The following is a 26,655-nucleotide window of genomic DNA, read 5'->3' as shown; positions in this document are numbered from 1 at the left end:
GTTTGTCTATGCATGTAAGGAGAGCGTAAAATTTTCACCTGTAAGCCACTAGAGGCTAGATCACCAAAAACACAACTCCAATGACCAAACCTGTAAATAATAAAGTGATCACACAATAACCCATGATGTCCTTAGCTCCAAGTCCGGCAATGGCCAAAGCTGGCAGGGCCCAAAAGGGTTGGATCATATTCGTCCAAGCGTCCCCCCAAGCGATAGCCATAGCCGTAACAGCAGGCTTAATTCCCAATTCTAAACCTGCGGGGATCATAATGGGGGCTTGCACTGCCCATTGCCCGCCTCCTGAGGGCACAAAGATATTGAGAAGACCCGCGCTCCAAAAAGTGAATAGGGCAAAGGTATGCGGTGTAGCAATCTTGATAAAAAACTCAGAGAGCAACCCCGCCAAACTCGCCCCACCCCCAGCACTACCCACCATCATGCCCATAATCCCCGCGTAAAAGGGGAATTGGATCAAAATCCCCGTGGCGTTTTTGGTTGCCTCATTAGCAGCGCGGATATAGGCGATGGGGGTTTTATGCAACAAGAGCCCAGCAAAAAGAAAGATCATATTGAGGATATTTAAACTCAATCCCCCACCTTGCACAAAATGCGCCACAATGTAGCTAAAGCCTAACAAAGCTAGTAGGGCACTCAAAAACTTACTTTGTTCTAAGTGGCCGGCTAGGGTGGAGGGTTTCTCTATAGGGACTTGGGGTGCGTCTTCTAAAAGTTTGGGATCAACTTCTATGGTGTCTTGATTTTTGGGATGGACAAAAGCCAATAAAAAAGGCAGACCACAAAGAATAATCCCCACAATCATTAAGTTAAAGGGGGCAAAAATAGTCGCAGAAGCGGGGATACTCTCATGCAAAATGCCCGCTGTACTTTTGCTCAAGGCTTCTCCACCGCTAGCTAAAGTTAAGGGGATTGAGCCAGAAAGCCCGCCATGCCACACTACAAAGCCTGAATATGCGCTTGCAATCAAGAGGCGGTAATCCACACCCCGCACCTTTTTAGCCATCTCTTTAGCAAAAATAGCTGATACCACCAGTCCAAAACCCCAGTTAATTAAGCTAGCCACCATACTAAGCGCGCTCACCAAAACAATAGCCCCAAAAGGACTTTTAGGGATTTGGGCTAATTTTTGCAAACCCCAAGAGATCGCTCTTGCCTGTGCTAGCACCTGCCCTAAGACAAGCACTAAAGCCATTTGCATAGAAAAGGCGAGTAACTTCCACGCTCCATGACCCCAGTTTTGCACAATCTGCAGACTGGATTGGCCTGTAAAAATCCACACCGCTACAAACACCATAAAAGTTAAAATCACCACCAAGACAAAGGAATCGGGCAACCAACGAGAGGCCAAAGACACACACAGACGCGTAAAAGCCCGTAACATGTTTTACTCCATTAAAATTTTCTTTATTCTAGCCCACAAGCTGGATTTATAATTCTGTATTTTGGGTTAAAACCTACCCTCTTTAATGAGTTGGGTAAAATTGTGCAAACAGTTAAAAGCGCGCATCTCTAACTTCCCGCAATTTGAGGCGTATAAATCCCTTAATAACAAGGGGTATTTAAAAGGTTTTTTAGGATAAAATGGGCTTTTTGCCAACCCAAAATTTAAGTTGTGATTGATGGAAACAAATATTTCTAAGGCACTTTATGAAGCTAAGAAATTGCTCAGGGATAAGGGCATACGGATGGCTCTAGAGTCCGAGATTCTCTTAGCCCATTTATTGGGCGTGGATCGTGTTTATTTGCATATGCATGCTCAAGAAGAGTTAGATGGTTTTGCCTTAGAGCGTTTTATGCGCATGGTCAAAGCGCGTGCGCGCGGCAAACCCATTGAATACATCACCCATGAGGTGAGTTTTTATAGCCGTCTGTTCTTTGTAGATGAACGCGTCTTGATTCCTAGACCAGAGACGGAATTATTGGTGCATCAAGCCTCTGAGATTATCCAAGAATATGGCATTAAAAATGTGATTGAGGTTGGCATTGGAAGTGGTGTGGTCGCTATCAGTTTAGCTTTACAGCACCCAAAAATCAATGTCATGGGGACAGATATTTCTATGGATGCCCTAGAAGTGGCCAGTATTAATATCACCACCTTCAGTTTGCAGTCGCGCGTTTCTTTAATGCACACCTCTTTATTACAAGGTGTGGAGGTTTCTCCGCGCACCCTTGTAGTGAGCAACCCTCCTTATATTCCATTAGATTACCCCTTAGACGAATCGGTGCGTTATGAACCAGAAATCGCGCTCTATGGGGGCGAAGAGGGGGATGAAATCCTTAAAGCCCTTATTGATGAAGCCGCAAGCAAGCGTGTAAAATTTCTTATCTGCGAGATGGGCGACAACCAAAAAGCTTCCTTGAGCGAGCATTTAGAAATCAGAGGCTATCGGGGGATATTTTATAACGACTATGCCAAACTCAATCGAGGCTTTGTAGCCACGCTTAGAAGTTAATTGCGATCTTTGTAATGGGCGTACTCAAAGGATTTAAGCAACTTAAATCCTCCATTTACTATTAACCCTAAAGAGGGTAGAGCAACCCCATTAAAAGTATTGTTTTTGACGATACTATAATGCAACATGTCTTGAAAGAGGAGACGATCGCCCACTTCTAAGGGATTCTCAAAGGTATAAGGCCCTATGTAATCCCCTGCTAGACAGCTTGCCCCCCCTAAATAGTAGGCCAAACCTCTCTCTAGCTCGGGTTGTGTTTTTCCATTTTTATCAACATGTAAAACTTCGGGTCTATAGGGCATTTCTAGGCAATCAGGCATGTGATTGGTGATACTCACATCCAAGATTGCAACGCGCCCCTCATTTTCAACAATATCCACCACGCTCGCAAGTAAAAAGCCACTCTGCCAGCCCACCGCCTCGCCTGGCTCTAAAAAGATGTCTTGAATATTAGGATAGCTTGCTCTGAACGCACGCACCGCTTGGCTCAAGACCTCTAGTAAGTAGCCCTCTTTGGTAATGTGTTGCCCGCCCCCAAAATTCATCCATTCCATGTTTTCAATGGCAAAACCAAAATGTTTTTGTACATGCCCTAAAGTTTCCTGCAAAGCGGGCGCGTCCTGTTCGCAATGCGTGTGGAAATGCAGTCCGCTAATGCCCTCTAAGCCATATTGTTGCATACCCTGCTTAAAGGCGGCGGGTGCGATCCCCAAACGGCTATGGGGCGCACAAGGGTTGTAGATCATCGGTTGCACACGGCTAAAAAGAGGGTTGATGCGCAAACCCACTTTAAGGGGCGAGAGCCCCAGTTTTTCTAGTTTTTTATTCTTGGCCTGTATGGAATCTTTATAGGTGTGGTATTGGGCAAAGGAATTAAAAATAATATGCGTGGCAATGGGCAAAAGTTGCGCCATATCCTCAGCTTTATAGCCCGGGCTAAAAACGCAGATTTCCTTGCCACTCTCCCTAGAACCAAATTCTTCATAAGCTAGCAGAGCCTCATGCACCCCGCTAGCACAACACCCATACAAACTAGAACGCACCCATTCAAAACTTCGCCAAAAAGCGAACCCTTTGAGGGCAAGCAAGATTTTAACCTGCGCTTCTCTCTGCGCCCTTTCTAAGATCGCAAGATTATGTTGTAACTTGGCAAGTTCGAGCACATAGCAGGGCGAAGGGATGGCTTGGTAATCTAACATCACTTGCCCACTAAGAATTGTTTGATAATGCGTTCCACATCCAAAGGATTAGATTTAGAGATGAAGTCATCAGCTTGCAAGGAGCGCGCCATCTCTTCATTACTGCTCCCGCTCATGGAGGAATTGACCACAATGGGAATCTTGGCCATCCTAGGGTCGAGCTTGACGCGTCTAATCACCTCAAACCCGCTCGCCTCTGGCATTTCTAGGTCTGTGATGATGAGTCCAATTTCCTCTACAGGAGTTTCCTTATCAAAGAGATAATCTAGGAGTTGCTGCCCATTGATGAAATCAACATGCTTGATTCCCAACTTATCCAAAATCACCTGCATGGTTTTTAGCACACTGGGCGAATCGTCGGCAAACAAGACTATTTTATCGCTATAAAGTGGAGAAAGTTTTGCCAATTCCTCATGGCTCTCTTCTTCAATCCAAGGAAAAACATCGGTGAGCATTCTCTCAATATCCACTACCTGCACCAAACGCCCATCAAAATAACGCGTGCGACTCACCAGCTTAGAATTGCCAGTGTTCCCGCCCACGCCCGCGCTCTGCTCGATCTCTGTCCATTTTTTATTAAGGATGCGATCGGCTTCATAAATGCGCACCCCAATGGTCCAGCGCGAAAACTCGCAGATCATGATAATGTCATCCTCATGGGGTTCTTTTTCAATGCGGAAGGGGCGCAGATCTTTTTGCTTGTTATTGCTATCGTAGTAAAACCACTTTTTCATATCGATAAGAGGAATGGTCATCTCTCGAATGATGATCAGTCCCTCCACAAGCGAGTTAGGTTCGTGGCTAATCATGGTGAGAGTGCCATTATATTTCACCACCTCGCGGATTTTAAAGACATTCACGGCGTAGAGGTCTTTATTTTTACCCAATCTAAAGCACAAGAGTTGCAACTCATTGTTGCGGTGTAGATTGGTAACCTGATCGATATGGGCGAGATTATTGGCCATGCGCACTCCTCAAGACAAAATGAAGATTCATTATAGCATAGCTATACATTGAACCTAAAGTGCATCACATCCCCATCTTGCACGATGTAATCCTTGCCCTCAATGCGCAACGCGCCCTTTTCCTTAGCCCCAGCTTCGCCCCCGTAGGCAATAAAATCTTGGTAAGCAATGGTTTCTGCGCGGATAAAACCCTTTTCAAAATCCTTATGAATCACCCCTGCTGCTACAGGCGCGCTAGAGCCCTTGCTAATGGTCCATGCCCTAACCTCTTTGACCCCAGCAGTAAAATAGCTAATCAAGCCCAGTTCTTGAAAACCAAGTTGAATAATTTGCTCCAAGCCACTTTTTTCAACCCCCAAGCTTTGCAAAAACTCTTGAGATTCTTGGGGAGACATCTCTACCATTTCCTCCTCCAACTTGGCACATAAACTCACAAACTGCGCCCCACGCTCCTTAGCCAACGCCTGCACGCTCAAAGCATGCGCATTCAAAACCCCTAAATCTTCTTCGCCTACATTAGCCGTATAAATCACCTTTTTACCACTCAAAAAGCGCAATTCGTGGTTTAAGGTTTCAAAATAGGGATGATCTTTGTGGGCAAAGGTGCTTACTGGCTTTAATTCGTTGAGATGTGCTAGAAGTTCGCGCGCGAGTTCTAATTGTGCCCCCACCTCCTTAGAGCTTTTAGCCAGTTTTTCCAAGCGTTCTAAGCGTTTTTGCAAAGACTGCACATCAGCTAGAATGAGCTCGATTTCGATGGTTTCAATGTCGGCTAAAGGATTGATCGCAGAGTTGACATGCACCACATCGCTATCTTCAAAACAGCGCACCACATGCAAGATCACCGCACATTCGCGGATGTTAGCCAAGAATTGATTCCCCAATCCCTCGCCCGCAGAGGCCCCCTTGATGAGCCCGGCGATGTCTACAAACTCCACGCTAGAATATTGGATTTTCTCAGGTTTGACAATCTGGGCTAAAGCCTCTAGGCGCGCATCGGGCACATTCACAAGGGCTTTATTGGGGTCGATGGTGCAAAAGGGATAGTTAGCACTCTGCGCCTGCGCGGTGCGCGTGAGTGCGTTAAAAGTGCTGGACTTGCCCACATTGGGCAAACCCACGATGCCAATAGAAAGTCCCACTATTTCAGACTTTCTAGCACAAATTCCACGCACATGCGCACGCCTGCCCCACTAGCTCCGGGTGTATTGACATCCCAATCCTTTTCGACATAAGCAGGTCCGGCGATGTCGATGTGTAGCCACTTATCCTTGTATTCCTCGCGGATAAATTCGTTCAAGAAGAGTCCTGCAGTTACCGCTCCTCCATAGCGCACGGGGGTGATATTGGCAATGTCTGCCATTTTGGAGTCTAAAAGCTTGCGCAAGTGGCGGTTAAAGGGCAATTTAGCGACCAATTCTCCGCTTTTGAGTGCGGCGTGTTCAAACTGGCTTTTAAGCTCCTCGTTATTGCCCATAATGCCACTGGTATAAGAGCCAAGACCCACCACACAAGCCCCCGTGAGGGTCGCAAAGTCTACCAAAATATCAGGCTCTAAGTCTTGGGCAAAACTCAAACAATCGGCTAGCACCAAACGCCCTTCTGCATCCGTGTTGCGCACCTCGATGGTTTTGCCCTCTTTAGAGATGAGAATATCATCGGGGCGGTAGGCATCTCCAGCAATCATGTTCTCCGCCAAGCCCAACACGGCATGCACTTCTGCTTCTACTTTTAAGTGTGCGAGCGCATTCACCACAGCCAACACCGCGCACGCTCCGCCTTTGTCCGCTTTCATGGTGATCATATATTCAGCAGTTTTAATGCTAAGCCCCCCGCAATCATAGGTCAAGCCCTTACCTACGAGCACGATTTTTTTCTTAGCGTTTTTGGGTTTGTAAACCACATGCACGAGTTGAGGGGGGTTGGCAGAGGCGCGATTGACGGCTAAATAAGCGTTCATACCCTTCTCTTTGAGATAATCTTCTCCATGCACAAAACACTCTAGCCCGTTTTTTTCAGCCAAATCTTGGGCTTTTTTAGCAACATAGGGCGCGTTTGCCACATCTGGAGGGGTATTGACGAGATCGCGCGCTAAATTGACATGCTCGACAAGCACATTAGCTTTATGGATTAACTTTTCGAGGTTATGCTCTAAGGTCTTGACTTCGTGTTTAAATTCGTGGGCTTCTCCTAAGGCTAGCACGACTTCTTTTAAATGCACGGGCTCTTTTTTACTCTTATACACTTCATAGCTATAAAGTCCAAACTGCAAGCCTGTTAGGATGGCTAACATGGTCTGCCCTAGGGGACACTCGCCTTCGTTTGTGTTTTTAGCAGCGTAGAGCCCTACTTTGACATTTTTAAAGTGGTATTTTTTGAGGGCTTTCACCGCTAAACACGCCGCTTCTCTAAAAAGATGCACATCATTATGCGCCACCCCGACATACAAACGCTTATGAGCTTGGTCTAAAAACACGCCCTCGCCCTCATAATGAAAAGTTTCTAAAACCCCCTTATGGTGCACCCATGGGTGGTTCAGGTCCTTCTCCACCACAAACACAACGGCGACATCGGCTTTTGCCTGCTCAAAGGGAGCATGATCTAACTTAAACTGCAACATTACGATCCTTTCTTGAGTTTTAAGCCCTTTTGGACTTTTTGGATTTTCTTATCGATCTTTTTGGTGTGGGTTTGAAAATACCATATAACAAACCCCAGCACAAAGACTAATAGTAATATAACAAGATAAGGATAACGCTTAAGCACGCCTAGGGCTTGAAAAATTTGCTCGCCAAAAAACCACGCCAAGACAATAGTAATCGAAGCCCACACAAAGGCACTCAATAAATTAATCAGGGCGAATTTGAGCGCGCTATAGCGGGTGAGTCCGATGCTAATAGGAATGATAGTGCGCATGCCATACATGTAGCGTTGGATGAAGATCACAAACCAGCCGTATTTTTGCAAGAGCAAATGCGCTAGAGCGAGTTTGCGCCGTTGTTTTTCTAGCTTTTTGGTGATGTAAGCCTTGCTAGTGCGCCCGATGTAAAAATAGATTTGATCCCCAGTAAAGCCCCCCAATCCAGCAACCAAAATAGCTAGCAGTAGGTGCATGTGCCCGGCATAACAGGCAATACCGGCTAAAATCAAACCGATTTCGCCTTCTAAAATACTCCATAAAAATAAAATTAAATAACCCCAAGTGGGCGCGTAATCATTCCATAACTCTGTAATGTAGGCTTCCATCAACGCTCGCTTTGCAGACTTAACATGGATACTCTAACACGCTAAAGACATTCACTTTTTCTCCCACTTTTTCTAATCCCCCAAATTCTGCCAAATTGATCAAAAAACATGCCTCTAAACACTTGGCCTGTAATCTCTCTAAAAGCTCTAAGCTGGCTAATGCCGTGCCTCCTGTGGCGATCAAATCATCTAGCAATAACACATGCGCATCCTTGATTTCTCTGAAAGCGTCCGTGTGCATTTCGATGCTATCTGTGCCGTATTCTAACTGGTATTGTGCGCTGAGGGTTTTAAAAGGTAATTTGCCTTTTTTACGCACGGGGACAAAGCCTATTCCTAGAGCATAAGCCAAAGCCGCCCCTAGAATAAATCCGCGTGCCTCAATGCCGACCACAAAATCAATACTGTGGTGTTGGTAGCGCAATTTGAGATTATCAATGAGTTTACTAAAGAGGGCGGGATGGTTGATTAGTGGTGTGATATCTTTAAATAAAATCCCCGCTTTGGGGTAATCTTTAATCTCTCTAATAGTCTCGTGGAGTTGGGTTTTAAATTTCTGATTGAACATGCATTTCCTTACAACAACGCTTCGATTTTTTGTTCTAATTCGCGGATACGGGCTTTGTACTTGTCAGTTTCTAAGCGGTATTGCGCATTGCGTTGTTTTAAGACCTTGACCTCATCCTTGAGCGCGTTCATTTCGTGGGTGAGAATATCAATATTACCCAAAGAGCGTTGGAGCTGTAATTGGTGCTTTTGGATCAGCACTTCTGCTTCTTGCAAGGTGAGCTTCATAGACGCAGAATATTTTTCTTGGCGTTTGGCCACAGAGCGGTAAAAAAAGGCTCGAATAGCCATGTAAGCTACAAAAAGCACAACAAGAGTGATGATCATCCATTGGGCTAACATGTATTCATCCTCTCTAGTTTTTCTACACGAATGGCATGCCGTCCCCCCTCAAACCCTGTTTGCAAAAAGGCTTCTACAATGCTCTGAGCCACGCCAAAACCTACGACATTTTGCCCCAAACAGAGCACATTAGCGTTGTTGTGCAAGCGCGCCATCTTGGCCATGTAAGCGTCTGTGCACAGGGCTGCACGCACTCCGGAGATTTTATTGCAAGCAATGCTCATGCCAATCCCACTGCCACAAACTAAAATTCCGTACACACCTTGAGGCGCAGGTGAGATCAATAGCTTATTACAAACCTCTTTGGCATAATCAGGATAATCCACTCGCTCCCCTGTTGGAGGTTTGCAAAAAGTAAGAGGGATCTGGTTAGTAGATAGGAAGTCTTGGATAAATTCTGCCAAAGCCAACCCGGCATGATCGCAACCTAAAATGACTTTTTTCATTTAGATTCTCCAGCCATCGCTTCAAGTCCGCTTAAACTCTTAAACATGCGCTTCCAACGCACCTTAAAAACATCTTTGGGATCGCTCGTACCTTCGCTATTGGTCAGATTGAGACTAAAATACACAAACCACGGCGTACCCACGATATGGCTATAGGGCACACTTCCCCAAAAGCGCGAATCGCTACTATCATCGCGGTTATCTCCAATCATAAAAAAGTGATCGGGTTGGATTTTAGTGTAAAAAAGCATTTCGCCCTCTAATTCTATAAGGGGCATAGAAACGCTAACGCCCTTGACTTCTATTTGATGAGTTGCCAAGGCTTGCATCATTTCAAAGGTGTGGTTATTTTGCGCATAAAAGATCCCCTTATGTGTAGAGGCATAGGGAGCAAAGACAAAATCTTTACCTAAAAATTGTTTGATTTGGTGCTTGGGGAAGTGTTTGGTAATATACTCAGGATCGCCATCACTCTCTTTTGGATGCAGATAAAACCCCTCTTGATTGAAAATGACTTCATCCCCTCCTAGCGCAAAAAGCCGTTTAACATAATAACCCTTATTGGTAGGTGGAATGAACACCACTACCTCGCCCCGGTGTGGGCGCTTTCCCTCAATCAAGTGCCCATTGCCTTTAAAATCGGGGAGCAGAGGGATGTCTAGCCATGGCAGTCTTGGGATGGGAATCCCATAGGCAAATTTTTTCACAAAAAGCATATCCCCCTCATAAAGCGTTCCTACCATTGAGCGCGAGGGGATGATAAAAGCTTGGGCGACAAAAAAGATTGCCAACAGCACCAAAACAAGGCTTCCTGTCCAACTAGAAATAAAACGGTTGATCTTTTTTAGCATGATCGCTCCAAAGAGGTTTTGGTTGCTAAAAGTGTATTTTGCAAAAGCGCACTAATAGTCATAGGGCCTACACCCCCGGGCACAGGAGTAATATAACTCACCTTATGGCGCACGGCTTCAAAATCCACATCTCCTACAATTTTATCTCCCTGCTTGTTGATCCCAATGTCCACCACCACAGCCCCCTCTTTAAGCAAATTTGGACCAACTAACCCTGCCTTGCCCACGCCTACGCACACAATGTCTGCCTTTTGGGTGTAGACACTTAAATCTTTGGTGAGAATATGGCAAATACTCACACTCGCCCCCGCATTGAGCATTAGAGAGGCTAGGGGTTTTCCAATAATATTACTTGCCCCCACAATGACCACATCCTTACCCTTTACCTCAATTTGGTAATGCTCTAAAAGTTGCATCACCCCCATCGCGGTCGCGGGCAAAAACCCTTTAAGAAGACTATTAGAATACACCCGTCCCACATTGAGTGGATGGAATCCATCCACATCTTTAAAGGGTGCGATCGCCTCTAAGATTTCGCGCGTGTCCATGTGTTTGGGTAGGGGCAGTTGGACTAAAATCCCGTGCACACTTGGATCATGGTTAAGCGTATGTAAAATTTCTAAAAGCTGGCTTTGCGGGGTTGAATCTTCTAAATGTTGGAGTTGGCAGGTGATCCCTACTCGCGCACAAGCTTTGGCCTTCATTTGCACATAAACCCGACTGGCAGGATTATCTCCCACCAAAATCACCGCCAAAACAGGCGCAACATCCAAGCGCGCTACCTCCTCTTGCAACATTACCTCTTTACGCTTTGCTAGGGCCTGCCCGTCCAATAAGACCATATTCATCCTAAGAATTTTTTGCGCTATTATAATCAAAAATCTTTGAAAAGGGCTAGCATGCGCAGACTGGTGGTTATGGGGCTATGTTTGGGGCTATTGGAGGCGCAGGCTTTGAAAGTGAAGGTCAAAGAAGAGAGCTTTATCACAATTCTTGAATATGGCAAAGAACTTTATAAAAATCCGCGTGATATTAGTTGTGCGCGTTGCCACGGCCCGCTAGGCGAAGAGAAAATCATCACTCATTACACCCAACATGGCAAGGAGCGTATCTTTAAAGCCCCCCCCATTTATGACTTGAGTTTTGAACGCTTTAAAAACGCCCTAGAACGAGGGAAATCCATCATGCCTCGTTATAACCTGACTCTGGATGAAATCAAGGCCATTTATTATTACATCACTTCTATTAGGAGCAACAAGCAAAACTAAGCCCCTTTGTAATTCTTAAAAATATCCTGACTCACCTTGTAGCTACAAAACTTAGGCCCACACATGGAGCAAAACTCCGCTTCTTTAAACACCTCTTGGGGCAGAGCCTCATCGTGGTATTCGCGCGCACGATCGGGATCGAGAGCGAGTTCAAATTGCTTGTTCCACTCAAAGGCATAACGCGCATCGCTCATCAAATCATCGCGCACGCGGGCGTTGATCCGACCCCGTGCGATGTCAGCAGCATGCGCGGCGATCTTGTAGGCTAAAATCCCCTCTCGCACATCTTTAGCATTGGGCAAGCCTAGATGTTCTTTGGGCGTTACATAGCAGAGCATCGCCACCCCCTTCCATGCCGCCACACACGCCCCAATCGCGCTAGCGATATGATCGTAGCCAGCAGCAATGTCGGTTACCAAAGGTCCTAGCACATAAAAGGGGGCTTGATTACAAAACTCTTGCTGGAGTTTGACATTACGCTCGATCTGATTTAAGGGCACATGTCCGGGACCTTCAATCATCACCTGCACATCTTTTTCATAAGCACGCTTGGCTAACTCCCCTAAAACTTTGAGTTCTGCAAATTGGGCGGTGTCGCTAGCATCAGCCAAACAACCCGGGCGTAAAGAATCCCCCAAGCTCAAGCTTACATCGTAAGCTTGGCAAATGGCTAAGATGTCATCAAAAGCTTCGTAAAAGGGGTTTTGTTTGTGATAATGCATCATCCAAGAGGCCATTAAACTCCCCCCTCGACTCACAATCCCCATTTTGCGTTTGCTCACATAGGGCATGTGTTCGAGCAAAAACCCGCAGTGGATGGTAAAGTAGCTCACCCCTTGTTTAGCTTGTTTCTCTAATACAGCTAGCATTGTGTCGATGTCTAGTTTCATCACATCGTTATTAACATCGTGCAGAATTTGATACATCGGCACAGTGCCAATAGGCACACTGGAGGCGTTAATGATCTCTGCGCGAATCATATCTAAATCCCCACCGGTGGAGAGATCCATCACGGTATCTGCTCCGTATTTGATAGCGATGCGCAATTTTTCTACCTCTTCATCCACTGAGTGGATGATGGCAGAACTTCCAATGTTAGCGTTGATCTTAGTTTTTAACGCAATCCCAATGCCCATAGGCTCTAAATTTTGGTGTTGGATATTAGCCGGGATGATCAAACGCCCGCGCGCTACCTCTGCGCGCACGCATTCTGGACTTACTTCCTCTACATTGGCAATATAAGCCATCTCTTCAGTGATCATACCCTTCTTGGCGTAGTGTAATTGGGTTTTAATTGGGTCGTTGGCGCGTTTAGCGCAATATGTGCGTGCCATCTTATCTCCTCTTATTAAGATGTCCTAACATAGCGTAGCGCAACTTAAAAGCCAAGATACCCTTATATGTTGCTCTTGGTAAGCTTTTGAGATATTTTTAACCACTAAGCATAGAGTATTAGCTTATTTTAAGTCAAGTCGTAATACAATGAATGGTTATGCCAAAATTAAAAGAGACAAAATTAAAAGAGATAGATTTTAGTGTTTTTAAAGGCATGGGAGTCTCGCTAATCCTAGCAGCTGCAGGACAGGGCAGGCGTTTTGTGGAGGGCCTAGAGGGCTTAGAAAACCTCAAAAAGCAATGGATTTTAGTGCACGGCATGCCCTTGTGGCAGAGAGTGTATGAGCAATTTGCCCGTTTGGGGTGTTTTGAGCGCATTGTTATCGTGGTGAGTAATCCTGTAGAGCGGGTTTTTGTGCAACAACGCCTACCTAGTGCCTGCGTGGTGGTGGGCGGAGAAAGCCGTCAAGAGAGCGTGCAAAATGCCCTAGTGCATGTAGAAAGCCATTTTGTGGTGGTGAGTGATGTCGCCCGTTTTGGACTAGATTTGCGTGTGCTGTTCAATCTTTTTGACACCATGCAAAAACAAACCTTAGATGGCGTTGCCCCGGCTATGCCTCCTAGCGATACTCTTGTTTGTGGGACACCCCCATGGACACTGAACAGACAAGAGGTCCGCTGTGTGCAGACCCCCCAAATTTGCTTGACTTCTAGCCTGAAAAAAGCCTATGGACTAGGAAAATTTACCGATGAGAGCAGTGCTTTATTGCACTTGGGCGCGCGGGTAGAATTCATAGAGGGAAGCGCGCACCTGCACAAACTCACCCATCGTTGGGATTTTGCTATATTGGCCCCCCTTATCGATCCGCCAACTCAGCATACTGGCATGGGTTTTGACACGCACGCTTTCGAGTTGCACAAACCCCTCAAGCTTGGCGGAATCCTCATTGAATCTGCAGATTGTCAAAATTTAGGACTCAAAGCCCATAGTGATGGGGATGTTTTATTGCACGCGCTCAGTGATGCGATCTTGGGCGCGATCAAGGGAGGGGATATTGGGATGTATTTTAGCGATCAAGACCCTCGTTTTAAAAATATGGATTCGGCGATCATGCTCCAAGAAATTTATGCTCTCTTGCAAAACATGGGCTATATTGTGCAAAGTGTGGATCTCAATCTCTTGACTGAAATTCCAAAGATCGCTCCCTATAGAGAGCGTATCTGTCAAAATGTCGCTAATTTGTTGCGCATACACCCCCATCAGGTTAATCTTAAAGCCACTACTTTGGAGGGCTTGGGATTCATAGGAAGAAAGGAAGGCATGGGCGCGCAGGCTGTGGTGCAAATCACGAGTCGCCCTATCGATCTGCATGAAAAAAGTTGAAACCGCTTTAATTGTTGAGGATGAGGTCCACCTAGCCCAAAGCATTGCCAACGCGCTTACAGGCATAGGCTACCACTGCCAAGTTGTCTCAAGTATCTTTCATAATTTTAAGGAAGATTACGATGTGGTCTTAATATCTGCCAAAGTGTGTGTGGATCGCTGTGCGCACTTTGTGCGCAAAAACTCCGATTCAATCACTATCATGATGACCAATTTCATTAGCGAAGATAGTGTAAATCGCCCTCTGCAAGCCGGTGCAAAGGACTATATTTTAAAACCTTTTAAAATGGAAGACTTGATTCGTCGAATCAACTATCATAAGGCCTATAAAGAGATTTTAAATCGTGTGCGCCTCTATGATAAATACCTAGATGCTATGATCACGCAACGCAATTTTAGCCCCCACATGGAACGCTCCCTCCCTCTTATTATCCGTAGCCATACCCAAAACAACGCCGATATTTTTGCCCTACACTACGCCCGCACCCACCATCTTAATTTGGAATTTATCTCTTTGAAAGATGTGTCTTTAGAAAATATTCAAGGCACTGTCTATGCTACGCATTTAGAGGCGTTAAAACCCTCTGAGAGAGATAGATGTCTTAAAATTCTTGGCAAGCGCAACGCTATTATTTCCTTTGTAGGAGTTGGGTCGCTTGATTTTGAAAATGTGATCGATTTAGAGGATCACCAAGAAATGGGCATGCCCTTAGAGCTACTCTCCATCCAAGACTATGAAAAAAACGCCATCGTGCAGTTTAGCCCATGCTACACCGACACCGAATTAGCCAAACATCTAGGCATTAGCCGTAAATCTCTTTGGGAAAAACGCCGCCGTTATAATTTGCCTCGTAAATCTAATGTTTAGCGTGGGCGAGCACCACTCCAAAATGCACCCTAGCCTCTGCCTTTTCTAAGGTTACAATGGCTTGTTGCATAGTCGTTCCTGTCGTAAAAATATCGTCCACTAAAAAGTAATCCCCCCTCACGCCCTTAAAAGTAAAACCTTTAGGGTGGTTTTGGCGAAAATCGCGACTCTTTCCCGCATAGGTGATATTTTTAGTCGCTCTAAGTTGGTTATATAAGGCGGATAACTTGCTTGCTTGGCAGAACCCTTTAAGTATCACCGCGCTATGCGCATAGGCCCTTTTGGGCATGTCATCAATGGCGATTCCTTGAAGTTTGGAGGGAAGTTGCAAGGAGGGCTTGATCTCTTGTTCAAAAGTGTGTCCTGCCTTGCGGGCTAAAAGAATTAAAATCCGACTCCCAATATCATAATACTTACTCTTTAAAAGCATTTCTATTTCTTCATAGAGGTAAAACCCATAAATGGCGATTCCCTCCACTTCACGCACTAAAATTTGGGGCTCTAAGAGGGGATCACAGCGTGCGCACACCAAATTAAAAGGGCGTGTCCAACTCTCACAGAGCACACAGCGCATAGATTTTTTCTAGCACTATTTTGTGCACCTCCTCCACACTCTTAGAAGCATTAATAGACTCCGTGCGCACGCCTAGCAGAGCGCAAGCTTGCTCTAAGCGTTCTTGTACGCGCATTAAAAAATCCACCCCCCTAGATTCGATCCCATCGGGGTTTTTGGCTTGCAGGCGCATTTCTAGGGTGTGGGCGTTTAACTTGAACAATAAGACCATATCCGGCAACACATCCAAACCATGTGCGCGGTGCAACTCCCATGCGTGTTCTAAGCCATAGCTAGAATATGCCAAACCAGACACTAAAGAGCGATCGCTAAAAATCAGTTTGTGCGCATTGGGTTTGATCACCTCCTCTAAATGCAAGGCGCGATCGGCTAGAAATAAGAGAAATTGGGTTTGGGCGCAAAAAGCACCATGCAAGGCGGCTTGGCGCAGATGCTCGCCCAGTGCCGTGCCTCCGGGCTCTAGGCTAAAAATGGCTTTGGGAAAAAGGGGTTTGAGTAGATTGATTTGAGTGCTTTTGCCACTGGTATCCACCCCCTCAAACACGATCCACATCGCCCCGCCTTTGGATGAAATCCACCACGCTCGCGGGCACTAGATGGGCGATCTGCCCCTTATGAGCCAAGATAGAGCGCACCACAGACGCGCTAATAAAGGCGTTTTGCAAGGCGGGCATGAAATAGAGGGTTTCTAATTGCGGGTTTAAAGACTTGTTAGCATAGCCCATCTGGAACTCAAATTCAAAATCACTCACCGCCCTTAAGCCTCTAATAATATAGCGTGCATTGCGCTCTCTAGCCAAATCCACCAGCAAACCCTCAAAGCCCATGCACTCCACGCGCGCCAAAGGCGCAATGCTCAAGCGCATCATCTCTAAACGCTCTTCTAGGCTAAACATGGGCGATTTTGCCTTAGAGCGCGCAATCGCCACCACGAGCCTCCCAAAAAGCGCGCTCGCACGCTGGATAATGTCCAAATGCCCATTGGTGATGGGATCAAAAGTCCCCGGATAGATAGCGCAATGTTCTAGCATGGTTGCCCCCAACGCGTGTAAAGATGGTTATCAATGCCCAAAGCATCTAACCACTTGCCCACTAAAAAAAGCTCCATACTTTCTAAATCTTGGGGCTTTGTGTAGTAAGTGAGCATGGGCGGGGCGATGATCACTTGGGCGCGCGCTAGAGCGAGCAGATTTTCTAGGGCAATGCTATGCAGGGGCAATTCTCTAGGGGCAATTAAAAGTTTTTTCTGCTCTTTAAGCATTACGGCCGCGGCGCGACTCATCAATTCATCACAAATTCCATGCGCGATTTTAGCTACAATATTTAGGCTTGCTGGAATGATTGCCATTGCATCTATACCAAAACTCCCTGAGGCAATGGGCGCATTAATTTGGGATTCTTCAAAGATTTCTAGGGGGCGTTGCCATTGTTTGAGTGTGCTTTTAAGATCAAGGCCCTCTTCAGCGCGTGCCACGCGTTTAGCACTCTGGCTTATCACCACAAAAAGGGCGTATTCTTTAGGGATATGCTCTAAGAATTTAAGCGCGAGTTGTGTCCCGCTCGCCCCGCTGATTCCTACGACCAATTTCATAACACCTCTCCTTTAAGTAGCCCTGTGATTCTCACCTGCACGCGCTTTTTACTCTGCACATTCAAAGCCTCAATCACTTGGTTTAAGCTCCCATTTTGTAGAGCCTGCAAAGAAGTTTCCAAAGAAATAGACCCACTGGTCAAGGTCGCGCTAAAAATCTCGTTTTTATAAACCAAAATCTTGGGAGCGACTTTATCCACACTCAAAAGGGTATTAGCCCCCAAAAAACTCTTGGTGCTGCTATTGTTGATATAAGAAGAATCAATAGGAAGAGTGTTAAAGCGTTCAAAGGGCACGCTTTGGGCATACAGCACGCTATTATCTAGGTTGGTGTCTTTCTTGAGCGCGCTCTTGGTTTTGTAAATTTGAATATCTGCGATGATTTGGTATTTGAGCAATGCGCCCCCCACACGCATCCACCCATCGGAACGCAAAAGTTGTTGGGGACGCAGAGCGATGGGCATGAGGCCTTTTTGCTCATAAGGTTTAAGAAATGCGTCTAATTGATCTAGGTTTCCGCTTGTCAAATCCACCTGCACGCTACGGATTTGGAATACATAGGCATGGTAAAAATCTGTATAGGCCTTTTGCAGACATTGGCTTAAAAAGTTGATGGGATTGGCTAGCAGAATATGCGCGCAAAATAGACTTAGAATAAGGGAGCGCATCGATTTGTCCCGATCAAAAGTTTTGCCTCCTCTAAGAAAGACGAGGGTTTTAAGCCCTGTTGTAGCTTGTTAAAATAGAGTCTTTGAGCCACACTGCATAAATATAGTTCCTCTTTAGCGCGCGTGATCGCCACATAGCAGAGACGGCGCTCTTCCTCTAAATCTGCCTTGTAATAAGGAAAAAAGCCCTCTTCAAAGCCCACCACGAACACAACCCGAAACTCCAACCCCTTAGCCGCATGCACACTCATGCAAGAGAGCGCATTTGTGGTCTTCACTCTGGGTTCTTCTAAGATACTTTGCTCTAAAAAATCTGCTAAACTAGCTTGCCGATCCTCAAAGTGATCTTCAAGCATTATTTTTAAACTCTCTACACAGGTAAGTTCGTCTTCACTGCAATCTAAATCAAGGGGAAAAGTTTGTAGAAGTGTGTCTAACACCCCGGCCCCTTTGTGGGATTGCCACTTTTGCACATGATCAAAGAGCGTTTTTAATCCTTTACGCCCTCGTGCGTCTAAAACAGAATCTAGCAGGCCTTGCACATAGAGCTGATAAATACAAAGCCCTTTTTCTTGAGAAAGCCGTGTGATTTTTTCTACCCGATTGACTCCTAAGCCACGAGGGGGCTTATTGATAATTCTTAATAACTTCTCATCATTACAAGGATCGTGGATAACATGCAAATACGCCAAAAGGTCTTTGACAATACTGCGTCCAAAAAACCCTACACTGCCTACGATTCTATAGGGGATTTGTGCGCGCCGCAAACTCTCTTCCACACCTTTAGAAAGGGTGTTAAGGCGGTATAAAATGGCAATTTCATGGTGGGCGACTCCACACTCAATGCGTTCTAAAATCGTGCGCACAAGAAACGCGCTTTCCTCTTGAGAATCGTTAAAATGCCTGCAGACAAGGCGTTGATCTTGGTGGTTGGGTTTGTGTGTAAAGAGGCGTTTGTGATGACGCTGTGTATTATGTGCAATAAGGGTGTTGGCACATTTGACAATCTCTTTGGAGGAGCGGTAATTTTGCTCTAATTTGATCACTTTGGCTTGAGGGAATTGATCTTGAAAATCTAAAATATTGCTAATGTCTGCACCCCTAAAAGCATAAATGCTCTGATCGTCATCGCCCACCACGCATAAATTTTGATGGGTGGTGCAGAGTTTTTGCAAGAGTTTAAATTGTAGTGGGTTAGTGTCTTGGTATTCATCAACCATAATAAAGGCGTAGCGCTGGCTAGTATAGATGGCCAAATCAGGCAAACGATCGAGCAAGGCATAAGGGATGGCTAACAGATCATCTAGATCGATTCGATCTTCTTTTAATAGAATGTCTTGGTAAATAGTGTAGGCCTTTTGGATATCCGGATAGCAATTTCTTAGATCAATTTGATGATTCTTGATTCTAGAGATCATTTTAAATGCATGGCCTAAATACACATCTGCATCCATGAAACCGGGTTTAAGATTAAGAATGGCACTCCTGCTGAGTGTCTTGGCTTCTTCAGGAGAGACCAGTTTAAATTTTTTTTGTTCCAATAGCGAGGCGTGTTCCTTAAGAAAAGCAAATCCAAATTTATGAAAAGTGGTCAGCCATGCAGATTGCGTGTGCGTATGCCCACAGAGTCGCAAAAGTTGCCCAGCTCTTTCTTGCATTTCTTTAGCGGCCTTGTTGGTAAAAGTTAAGGTAAGGGTGTTTTGGGGAGGCACACCCTTACTAGCGATCAAGTAAGCTAGACGGGTGGTTAGAGTTTTGGTCTTGCCACTGCCTGCCCCGGCTAAAATGAGCAAGGGACCCTTGACATGCATACAAGCCTCTCTTTGAGGCTCATTGAGATCGGCTAAGAGAATCTTTTTCACGGGAAATCTTTTTGGGCTGTGGGAGACTGAATAGCAAAATCAAGATAAATAGATTGAAAATCTGAATCCTTGATCGCGCCAAAATGGTTTAAACTGGCTTCAAAATTGCCCATGCGTTGGTAGAGCAATCCCAAACCATAGCGCACATCGTAATTACCGGGTAATTTGGTTTTGGCAAATTCTAGTAACAAGGCCGCATCACCATAACGCTTAAGGGCAATATAGGCCAGACTGGCAAGAAGTAAGGGCTCTGCGCTAGTTTCCTTGCGTTTATCGATGAGAAAAGTGAAGATTCCAACAGCCTTTTCGTATTTTTTTTGAAAGATACTCAAAAGACCTAACATGCGCATTAAATCTGTGCTCAGATCTTCATCCCGCGTAACACTTAGGCGTGTGGTTAATTCCTGTTCTTGCTGGTTTAAAAGCCCTGTAACAAAACCCAAGTAAATGTACATTTTGCGCGCTAATAATGGCCCATGCACCAACTCTTCAATATTCATGCTCTTGTTGGTCAAAAGTGCGTAAGCCTCTAACATTTGTTTAATATCCGCCCGGTATTTGAGCATCATCTGATAAAAAAGGTTGGTGAGCATATTATCAGGTTGCATGATTTTAAGAGCCTTAAAGCTTTGAATCAAACGATCTTTATTGTGGGCTTTGTTGGCATAAGCAACATTGAGGGCATAATAGATTTTTAAAGGTTTTTTCACATCGCTCAGCCATGCCAAATCGTCATTGCTCGCATCGTTGAGATAGGCAATAAAAGAGTTTAAAAACGCCCGATCGGTTTTGTTAGAAAAATCCATCGCCTGAAAATCTGCTGTGAGATTTTTCAAAAACACACTCATATCTTCATAGTTGAGTCGTCCGGCGATCACGGCAAAAATTCCTGCAAGGATGTTATGACTGTCCAAATGGTAAGATTTTCTAAAATGAAAACTCGCGTCATTAAAATCGTCTAATTGGGCATAGACAAGACCTAAGTTGTAATGACTCACTGCATTATTGGGGTTGACTTGTAGAGCGCGTTTGAGTTGGTGCATGGCGCTACGCAAATGCGAGTGGCCAATCTCTTTGAGGGCCTCGATGGTATATTGATCGGAAATACTCATGTTTTTGCCATTTTCTATGGATTTGAGAGCTCCATCAAAGTCTTTGCTTCCACTCGTATCCACAAAAAACACCCCCTCTTGGATCGCCTCTAAACCTTTCTTGGCATTGATGAGCTTGAAAGGGGCGTAATAGAAGAAAATGCGATAAATGGGTAAACCGATGCTTTGTCTAAAATTGTTGGTCCAGAAATCACGCCGCACGGTGTCAATATCAAAAAAACGCGCGTTAAGAATGGGAGCGATGGGGTAAGTGTCGCTGAGAATCTTAAGCTTATTGGCATCGTTTTTAGCCTGTTGTTGTAAAAAACTCAGTGCCCCACTTGCTTGGGGAAAGTTTCCCATTTTTAAATAAATTAATTCCTTAGCCATATAAGTGCTCAAATCGTGCGGGAAATGATCTATATAGCGTTCCAAGTGCCTTAAAGCTTCCCTGTAGTGGCCTAAGCGCGCATAAAGCAACCCCAATGCCTTATCATCTTTAGGAGTGGCCACTTCGCCCAAACTATTTAAAGCGTTTTGGGTATCTCCAAAGAGAAGGTAAATTTTAGAGGCTAGGCGTTGGCGCATAGGTTTAAAGATGACTGAGTTGGAATGGTTAAGGGTGGAGAGGGTCTCAAAATAATGCCCCCCATAGTAGAGCCCTAGAGAATAGGCATAGGCATAAATAGGTTGGTTAGCAACTTCGGGGAGACTTTGCATGGTTAGACGCAAATAACGCGTATAAAGGTCCATATTGTTAAGATAAAAGGAAGCCACCATCGCATTGATCGCGTTGATAGAAACATTTTGTTTAGAGGCGATGGCTTGGTTAAAAGCTTTGAGCGCGCCCGTATAGTCGTGTTCGTGCATCTTAATCACGCCCAAATTGTGGTTGGCGATACTAGAAGACTGTTGAGAGATGTCGCTAAAGATTTTCAGGGCTTCTTGGCGTTGTCCTTGATGGTAGAGCAGATCGGCTTTGGTGATCAAAGCATTGATCTCTTCTTCATTGCTCAGAGGAATTGTGCTCTCGCCCTTAATAGTGGGTAGATTAGCAAAATCTTCGTTTTTATTGGAGGCAACTTTTTCTCGTTGTTTTTGTAACTGCGTTTCTGTTTCGATGATTTCTTTATGGTCGCTTTGCGCCTTGTAATGCCTAAATAAAGAGAGTGCAATAAGTAGCAAGATAAATGCTAAAATTCCCCCGCCCACTCCATAAAGCACCTTTGGACGGCTTTTGAGTTCGCTCCAGTTATTTTGGAGTTTGTCTAAAGTGCTACGACTAAAAACCCCCCTGATCGCCTGAATCAAAGAGGGAAAGAGGGATTTTTTAGGTTTATCTTGTGGATTTTCTTCTGCCATCTCACACCCAAGATTTTAAATAAGGTTCTAAAGCTTTGGGAATATGAATATCCCCATCGCGAGTCTGGTGGTTTTCCATCAAGGCGACTAAGGTGCGCCCAATGGCTAGAGAAGAGCCATTGAGTGTATGCGCCAACGCGTTTTTCTTGCCTTCTTTGTAGCGGATTTTGGCCCGCCGAGCTTGAAAATCGCGCGTGTTGGACACCGAACTAATTTCACGATAACAATTTTGCCCGGGCAACCACACTTCAATATCCACCGTATTGCTCGCACTAAAACCCAAATCTCCGCTACAAAGTTGCACAAAACGATGGGGCAATTCTAAAGCACATAGAATCGCGCTAGCCGCCTCTAACATTTTCTCTTGCATGTGCGCGCTCTCATCTGGGTGGGTGATGGCCACTAATTCCACTTTGTCAAATTGGTGTTGGCGGATCATTCCATGTGTGTCTTTAGAGGCACTGCCTGCCTCTTTGCGAAAACAGGGGGTGCAGGCAGTCATCATAATGGGCAAATCTTCCACGCGTAAAATCTCATCAGCATAGAGATTGGTCAAACTTACCTCAGAGGTAGGGATTAAATAGAGGGATTCGTCCTCAATCTTAAAAAGGTCTTCTTGAAATTTAGGCAACTGCCCCGTGCCAAAAAGAGTTGTGGTATTCACAATCACGGGCGGGCTCACGATCTCAAACCCGCGTGAGGCATTAGAATCGAGCATGAAATTCGCTAGGGCTCTATGCACCAACGCCCCGCGCGCGCGCAAGACATTAAAACGACTCTTAGAGATTTTTACCGCACGCTCAAACTCGATCCAGCCATTTTTTTGAGCCAAAATGTGGTGCTCTTGGGGCTCAAAATCAAAACTCTTAGGGGTTAAAATGCGCTTGATCTCCACATTGTCGCTTTCATCCTTGCCAAAGGGCGTAGCCGGATCGAGCAAGTTAGGCAGTCCTGCTAAAAGCGTGTCTAGTTTTTCTTCTAGGGTATTGACTTGGGCTTGCAGGTGGGCGATCTTGGTTTTATTTTCCTCTAAAGAGGTTTTGAGATCTCTAGCTTGTGGGTCATTTTGGCGTTGGGCTTGGAAGAAATCCTTAGAAATCTTGTTTTGGAAAGCTTGGGACTCTTCAAGCTGGAGTTTTTGGGCTTTAAACTCTAGCAACACCTCTTTTAAATTTAGCAAAACTTGGGGGTCTACAAAGCGTTTTTGCAGATTTTCCACCACACCCTCAAAATCTTTTAATAGCAATTTTTTATCAATCATACTTTTCTCCCACATGAGTTTGGGGGCTTCTAAAACCCCATTCACGCGCCCACGCATCTAAATATTCTTTGTGCACCTCTAAATGCAATACTCCCTCCTGCCCCTGCAAGCTATCGCTGATGTGTCCATTAGGCAGGGCGATAAAACTATCTCCATAAAAACGCCATGGCAAATTATGTTTCACGCCTTGATAATACTCTTGGCGCACCATGCCAATGCGATTAGCCCGCGCGACCAACACCGAATTACAAAAGGCGCGCGCGCTGCACACCGCCCGCCAACGCTCAAAAGATTCAAACGCGCTCGCACTGCTCAAAAGGACCATATCCACTCCCTCCTCTTGCATTTTTAGCCAAAGCGCATCAAAATGCACCTCAAAACCAAAGAGGGCAGCGATCTTAATCCCCTCGAGCACAAAGCTAAGAGGGGTTTTAAAGTCCTGTTTAGGATTAACAAAAAAGGCTTGTTCGTCCCAGTGATCAAAAGCAATCAAGCGTTGCTGAGGGCTAAATTCTGCATGCTTGGGACTGATCCATGCGAGCTCTTTGAGCAAACCCTTAGAGTGTGCGCGCAGAGTAGGGATCACTAAGTGCACCCCGTGTTTACAGGCGAGTTCTTGAAGTTGGACTTGGCGATCCTGAACTTGCAAAAGAATATGTTCGGGGTTTTCTTGGAGCAAATCCAAAAAGAAAGGGCTTAGGATGTATTCGGGGAAAAGACAGAGCGCACCTTTTGGGATTTGGGCTAAATTACTCTTGATAAAATCTAAATCAAAACGCGCCATTTGGAAGAGGGCTAGGTGCATGCCTGCTCCTGCGTGTTTTTCACGGCCAAAATGCACGAAACACTTTTATAAAGGTAGTGCTTTTTCTCCACCACTTCTAAGCCCACAGCGTTTAATTCGTCTTCTAGTTCGTCCACACTAATAAAACCCTCAATAGAAGCAGGTAGATAGGCGTATGCGCTGTAATTACGGCTCAAGAGCATGCCAAAAATGGGCAGGATTTTAGAGGTGTAAAAATGCGCCAAAGTGCCTAAAATTCCGCGCTGATCACAGCGCATAAACTCTAATATGAGAAGCACACCCCCTTTTTTCAGCGTGCGGCTAAATTCGCGCAAGGCTGCGCGCCGATCGAGCACATTACGCAGACCATAGGCAATGGTGATCAAATCCAATTCTTCATTTTGAAGAGGGGTGAGTTTCTTGGCTTCTAAACATTCTAGTTTAATGGGAGCTTGGGGAGCCAGTTTGGCGATTTTCTCGCGGGCTAGGTGTAGCATCTCTTTGGAGGGGTCGATTCCATAAATACGCTCCAAACTGCCTTTATGTTCCAAATCCCGCACGATGTGCAAGAGCATATCTGCCGTGCCACAAGCCACATCGCCTACTACCAAATTTTGCAAATCCCCCTTAAAGGCATAGACACAGCGTAGTGCGCGTGCGATCGCGTCTTTGCGCCATTTTTCATCTTGCTTAAAACTTAAAACGCGGTTAGTGGTGTCGTAAGTTTTGGCGATGTTATCAAACATGCCAATGATCTTTTTTTGTTCTTGTTCGCGCTCTGGGCTCAAAAGAATTTCCCCACCACACAAAAGACAATCACCACCATGCAGATCGTGGGCACTTCATTAATCCAGCGGAAAAACCGCCCACTTTTATAATGCGCATTTCTGCCCAATTCGCGGATAAATTTCCTGCACATAAAATGGTAATGCAATAAAATGAGCACACAGAGTAACTTAAGGTGCAACCATCCGTGGTGAAAAATCTCAGAACCTAGAACAGAGAGCAAGGCTAAACCGCTCAAAACCGAAATAATCATAGCGGGCATGGCGATGTAGCTAAAGAGTTTTTGCTCCTGCACCTGCACAATGGCGACAAATTCCTGCTTATCACTATTTTCGCGGTGGTAGACAAATAAACGAGGCAGATAAAAGAGGGCTGCCATCCAAGAGATGATCCCAATTACATGAATAATCTTGAGCCAAATATACCAATCTTCCATTCATTCTCCTAAAATTCTATGCGCTTGTGCGCCCTTTAGACTTACCCAAACTCCATCGGGCTCTATAGCTTGCTTTTCTAGCACCACAGCGCACTTTTTGGCGCGCGCACTCAAGCCATCTAGTTTAGCATAAGGGATGAAACGCACAAGGGGTTCTTCAAAAACTTCTAGGGCTTGGTTGGCGTGCATCTCTTGGATACAGAGTTGCACACTGGTAGTATAAGCCTTCATCAAACCCCCTACTCCTAACAACACGCCCCCAAAATAGCGCACCACAATGACCGCACTCTGGCATAATGTTTCATGGCGCAGAATATCTAGCAAACCTTGCGCGCTGTGTTTGGGTTCTTTGGCCTCATGCAAAGCTTCTTTGAGCTGTCCTTTTTGCATGTAGCGGTAAGCATAGACAATATGGCGCGCCTTGTGGTGCTCTTGGCGCAATTGCACGAGAGTCTCCTCAAAGCACGCACTAGGCATCAAAAACCCTAAAAAAAGCGACCCCTTTACGCGGTGCTTGGAGGTGATTAAATGCTTGACTTGATGCATATTAGTGTTGTAAATAAATTTGCATTTTTTGGTTGTCTAAAACGAGCGTGTTTTTTCCCCGTGTGATGGTGAAAAGACCCTTTAGATGATCGTAAAAGGCGAGTTCAAAAGCCATTAATTTATCATTTTTGCACACACGGCGCGAAATGCCTTTATCCTCAATGCGCAAATGATCGTCATCGCGGAAAGAATAGCTAATGAAATATTTGTTGCAATAGATTAGCCCATAGGCCCGTAACTGTTTTTGATCAAATTCCACACGCCCCATCGGGCTATTGACTACATTGGGAGGAAGTTTTTTAAGGTGGTTGCGGGCAATATCGCTTTGGAGTTGCCGCATGTCTGTTTTGATCATGGAATGATCGGGGGGAAGGCTTTGTGCGTTGAGGTCTTTGATCTTGGCATCTAATTCTGCTTTTAGTAAATCAAGCTTGCTTTTAGGAGATTGAGAATTAGAGGGGGTTGAATCGGATTTTTTAGGCGGTAGAGGCGCGTCATTCATGGAAGTATCTTGGGCATCTTGGGCAGGATTAAGACTTTCGGCTTCTAAGATAATGTCTTTAAAGTCAAAAGCATGCCCATCTATAACAACCTTAGTGATGCGATAGCGGTTGTAATTAAAATTCTTGCTAAAAAAACGCACCAAGAAGCAACCCCCCAATAAAAAAGCGCATAAAAAAACCCCGACCCATAAGCTTAAATTTCTCTTTACCCCATTAAAAACACCCCTAAAACCTCGCACTCCACCCCTT

Annotated in this window: 29 protein-coding genes; 4 read left to right on the top strand and 25 right to left on the bottom strand. The window is 45.3% G+C overall.

Going from position 1 to position 26,655, the window contains the following annotated elements:
* Positions 1-55: 55 nt before the first annotated feature.
* Positions 56-1,399, bottom strand: a complete 1,344-nt coding sequence (locus tag HFELIS_RS01105) for a short-chain fatty acid transporter (protein WP_013468695.1) — start codon at positions 1,397-1,399, stop codon at positions 56-58.
* Positions 1,400-1,637: 238 nt separating this feature from the next.
* Here HFELIS_RS01105 and prmC point away from each other — a divergent pair, with 238 nt between their 5' ends.
* Positions 1,638-2,471 carry a peptide chain release factor N(5)-glutamine methyltransferase gene (gene prmC, locus HFELIS_RS01100; protein ID WP_013468694.1) on the top strand — a complete coding sequence of 278 codons (834 nt, stop codon included), beginning with the start codon at positions 1,638-1,640 and terminating at the stop codon, positions 2,469-2,471.
* Here the strand turns inward: prmC and nspC are convergent.
* Genes nspC through HFELIS_RS01050 form a run of 10 tightly spaced genes read right to left on the bottom strand, consistent with a single transcriptional unit; the run spans position 2,468 to position 10,929 of the window.
* On the bottom strand, positions 2,468-3,670 hold the full coding sequence (gene nspC / locus HFELIS_RS01095; RefSeq protein ID WP_013468693.1) for a carboxynorspermidine decarboxylase: 1,203 nt from the start codon (positions 3,668-3,670) through the stop codon (positions 2,468-2,470). The genes prmC and nspC overlap by 4 nt on opposite strands.
* Positions 3,670-4,635 (bottom strand): chemotaxis protein, encoded by a 966-nt coding sequence (locus tag HFELIS_RS01090; RefSeq protein ID WP_013468692.1) that lies wholly within the window; start codon positions 4,633-4,635, stop codon positions 3,670-3,672. Before HFELIS_RS01090 ends, nspC begins: the two co-directional genes overlap by 1 nt.
* Positions 4,636-4,676: 41 nt before the next feature.
* Entirely contained in the window at positions 4,677-5,777 is a 1,101-nt protein-coding gene (gene ychF / locus HFELIS_RS01085; RefSeq protein WP_041302690.1) for a redox-regulated ATPase YchF, read from the bottom strand.
* The gene (locus tag HFELIS_RS01080) at positions 5,777-7,255 is read right to left on the bottom strand and encodes a leucyl aminopeptidase (protein ID WP_013468690.1); all 1,479 of its coding nucleotides are present in this window, start codon (positions 7,253-7,255) and stop codon (positions 5,777-5,779) included. Before HFELIS_RS01080 ends, ychF begins: the two co-directional genes overlap by 1 nt.
* The gene (locus tag HFELIS_RS01075) at positions 7,255-7,881 is read right to left on the bottom strand and encodes a DedA family protein (protein ID WP_013468689.1); all 627 of its coding nucleotides are present in this window, start codon (positions 7,879-7,881) and stop codon (positions 7,255-7,257) included. Before HFELIS_RS01075 ends, HFELIS_RS01080 begins: the two co-directional genes overlap by 1 nt.
* Before the next feature lie 19 nt (positions 7,882-7,900).
* Entirely contained in the window at positions 7,901-8,449 is a 549-nt protein-coding gene (gene apt / locus HFELIS_RS01070) for an adenine phosphoribosyltransferase (protein ID WP_013468688.1), read from the bottom strand.
* A gap of 8 nt (positions 8,450-8,457) precedes the next feature.
* Positions 8,458-8,790 (bottom strand): coiled-coil domain-containing protein, encoded by a 333-nt coding sequence (locus HFELIS_RS01065; RefSeq protein ID WP_013468687.1) that lies wholly within the window; start codon positions 8,788-8,790, stop codon positions 8,458-8,460.
* The gene (gene rpiB / locus HFELIS_RS01060; RefSeq protein ID WP_013468686.1) at positions 8,784-9,236 is read right to left on the bottom strand and encodes a ribose 5-phosphate isomerase B; all 453 of its coding nucleotides are present in this window, start codon (positions 9,234-9,236) and stop codon (positions 8,784-8,786) included. Before rpiB ends, HFELIS_RS01065 begins: the two co-directional genes overlap by 7 nt.
* A complete protein-coding gene (gene lepB, locus HFELIS_RS01055; RefSeq protein WP_013468685.1) occupies positions 9,233-10,087 on the bottom strand; it encodes a signal peptidase I in 855 nt (284 codons plus the stop codon). Before lepB ends, rpiB begins: the two co-directional genes overlap by 4 nt.
* Positions 10,081-10,929 (bottom strand): bifunctional methylenetetrahydrofolate dehydrogenase/methenyltetrahydrofolate cyclohydrolase, encoded by an 849-nt coding sequence (locus HFELIS_RS01050; RefSeq protein ID WP_013468684.1) that lies wholly within the window; start codon positions 10,927-10,929, stop codon positions 10,081-10,083. The genes lepB and HFELIS_RS01050 overlap by 7 nt, the downstream gene beginning before the upstream one ends.
* A gap of 57 nt (positions 10,930-10,986) precedes the next feature.
* Between HFELIS_RS01050 and HFELIS_RS01045 the strand changes: the two genes are divergently transcribed.
* The gene (locus HFELIS_RS01045) at positions 10,987-11,355 is read left to right on the top strand and encodes a c-type cytochrome (RefSeq protein ID WP_013468683.1); all 369 of its coding nucleotides are present in this window, start codon (positions 10,987-10,989) and stop codon (positions 11,353-11,355) included.
* On the opposite strand, the gene thiC is transcribed toward HFELIS_RS01045, so the two are convergent.
* Positions 11,352-12,689, bottom strand: coding sequence for a phosphomethylpyrimidine synthase ThiC (gene thiC / locus HFELIS_RS01040; RefSeq protein WP_013468682.1), 1,338 nt, complete (start codon positions 12,687-12,689; stop codon positions 11,352-11,354). The genes HFELIS_RS01045 and thiC overlap by 4 nt on opposite strands.
* Positions 12,690-12,847: 158 nt before the next feature.
* On the opposite strand from thiC, the gene ispF reads away from it, so the two are divergent.
* Positions 12,848-14,074, top strand: a complete 1,227-nt coding sequence (ispF, locus tag HFELIS_RS01035) for a 2-C-methyl-D-erythritol 2,4-cyclodiphosphate synthase (protein WP_013468681.1) — start codon at positions 12,848-12,850, stop codon at positions 14,072-14,074.
* Entirely contained in the window at positions 14,061-14,942 is an 882-nt protein-coding gene (locus HFELIS_RS01030) for a response regulator (RefSeq protein ID WP_013468680.1), read from the top strand. The genes ispF and HFELIS_RS01030 overlap by 14 nt, the downstream gene beginning before the upstream one ends.
* On the opposite strand, the gene HFELIS_RS01025 is transcribed toward HFELIS_RS01030, so the two are convergent.
* The 13 genes from HFELIS_RS01025 to HFELIS_RS00965 are packed head-to-tail and all read right to left on the bottom strand — an operon-like array spanning position 14,932 to position 26,645.
* Positions 14,932-15,516, bottom strand: coding sequence for a ComF family protein (locus tag HFELIS_RS01025; RefSeq protein ID WP_013468679.1), 585 nt, complete (start codon positions 15,514-15,516; stop codon positions 14,932-14,934). The genes HFELIS_RS01030 and HFELIS_RS01025 overlap by 11 nt on opposite strands.
* Complete coding sequence (tmk, locus tag HFELIS_RS01020) at positions 15,497-16,069, bottom strand: dTMP kinase (protein WP_013468678.1); 573 nt, start codon at positions 16,067-16,069, stop codon at positions 15,497-15,499. The genes HFELIS_RS01025 and tmk overlap by 20 nt, the downstream gene beginning before the upstream one ends.
* Positions 16,053-16,547, bottom strand: a complete 495-nt coding sequence (gene coaD / locus HFELIS_RS01015; RefSeq protein ID WP_013468677.1) for a pantetheine-phosphate adenylyltransferase — start codon at positions 16,545-16,547, stop codon at positions 16,053-16,055. The genes tmk and coaD overlap by 17 nt, the downstream gene beginning before the upstream one ends.
* Positions 16,541-17,107: a UbiX family flavin prenyltransferase gene (locus HFELIS_RS01010; protein WP_013468676.1), complete on the bottom strand. Its 567-nt coding sequence runs from the start codon at positions 17,105-17,107 to the stop codon at positions 16,541-16,543. The genes coaD and HFELIS_RS01010 overlap by 7 nt, the downstream gene beginning before the upstream one ends.
* A complete protein-coding gene (gene flgA, locus HFELIS_RS01005; RefSeq protein WP_013468675.1) occupies positions 17,104-17,775 on the bottom strand; it encodes a flagellar basal body P-ring formation chaperone FlgA in 672 nt (223 codons plus the stop codon). The genes HFELIS_RS01010 and flgA overlap by 4 nt, the downstream gene beginning before the upstream one ends.
* Positions 17,757-19,637, bottom strand: coding sequence for an ATP-dependent helicase (locus HFELIS_RS01000; protein WP_013468674.1), 1,881 nt, complete (start codon positions 19,635-19,637; stop codon positions 17,757-17,759). Before HFELIS_RS01000 ends, flgA begins: the two co-directional genes overlap by 19 nt.
* Positions 19,634-22,090, bottom strand: coding sequence for a tetratricopeptide repeat protein (locus HFELIS_RS00995; protein ID WP_013468673.1), 2,457 nt, complete (start codon positions 22,088-22,090; stop codon positions 19,634-19,636). The genes HFELIS_RS01000 and HFELIS_RS00995 overlap by 4 nt, the downstream gene beginning before the upstream one ends.
* A gap of 1 nt (position 22,091) precedes the next feature.
* Positions 22,092-23,351 (bottom strand): serine--tRNA ligase, encoded by a 1,260-nt coding sequence (serS, locus tag HFELIS_RS00990; RefSeq protein WP_013468672.1) that lies wholly within the window; start codon positions 23,349-23,351, stop codon positions 22,092-22,094.
* On the bottom strand, positions 23,344-24,192 hold the full coding sequence (locus HFELIS_RS00985) for a carbon-nitrogen hydrolase family protein (RefSeq protein ID WP_231844185.1): 849 nt from the start codon (positions 24,190-24,192) through the stop codon (positions 23,344-23,346). Before HFELIS_RS00985 ends, serS begins: the two co-directional genes overlap by 8 nt.
* Complete coding sequence (ubiE, locus tag HFELIS_RS00980) at positions 24,147-24,923, bottom strand: bifunctional demethylmenaquinone methyltransferase/2-methoxy-6-polyprenyl-1,4-benzoquinol methylase UbiE (protein ID WP_013468670.1); 777 nt, start codon at positions 24,921-24,923, stop codon at positions 24,147-24,149. The genes HFELIS_RS00985 and ubiE overlap by 46 nt, the downstream gene beginning before the upstream one ends.
* Complete coding sequence (gene hemJ / locus HFELIS_RS00975; protein WP_013468669.1) at positions 24,920-25,357, bottom strand: protoporphyrinogen oxidase HemJ; 438 nt, start codon at positions 25,355-25,357, stop codon at positions 24,920-24,922. Before hemJ ends, ubiE begins: the two co-directional genes overlap by 4 nt.
* Positions 25,358-25,903: a YigZ family protein gene (locus HFELIS_RS00970; protein WP_041302685.1), complete on the bottom strand. Its 546-nt coding sequence runs from the start codon at positions 25,901-25,903 to the stop codon at positions 25,358-25,360. It lies immediately after the preceding gene.
* A 1-nt stretch (position 25,904) separates the two neighbouring features.
* Complete coding sequence (locus HFELIS_RS00965; RefSeq protein WP_013468667.1) at positions 25,905-26,645, bottom strand: META domain-containing protein; 741 nt, start codon at positions 26,643-26,645, stop codon at positions 25,905-25,907.
* Positions 26,646-26,655 lie beyond the last annotated feature (10 nt).

Source organism: Helicobacter felis ATCC 49179, from assembly GCF_000200595.1.
Taxonomy (GTDB): Bacteria; Campylobacterota; Campylobacteria; order Campylobacterales; family Helicobacteraceae; genus Helicobacter; species Helicobacter felis.
This window is presented reverse-complemented; position numbering and strand designations above follow the sequence as displayed.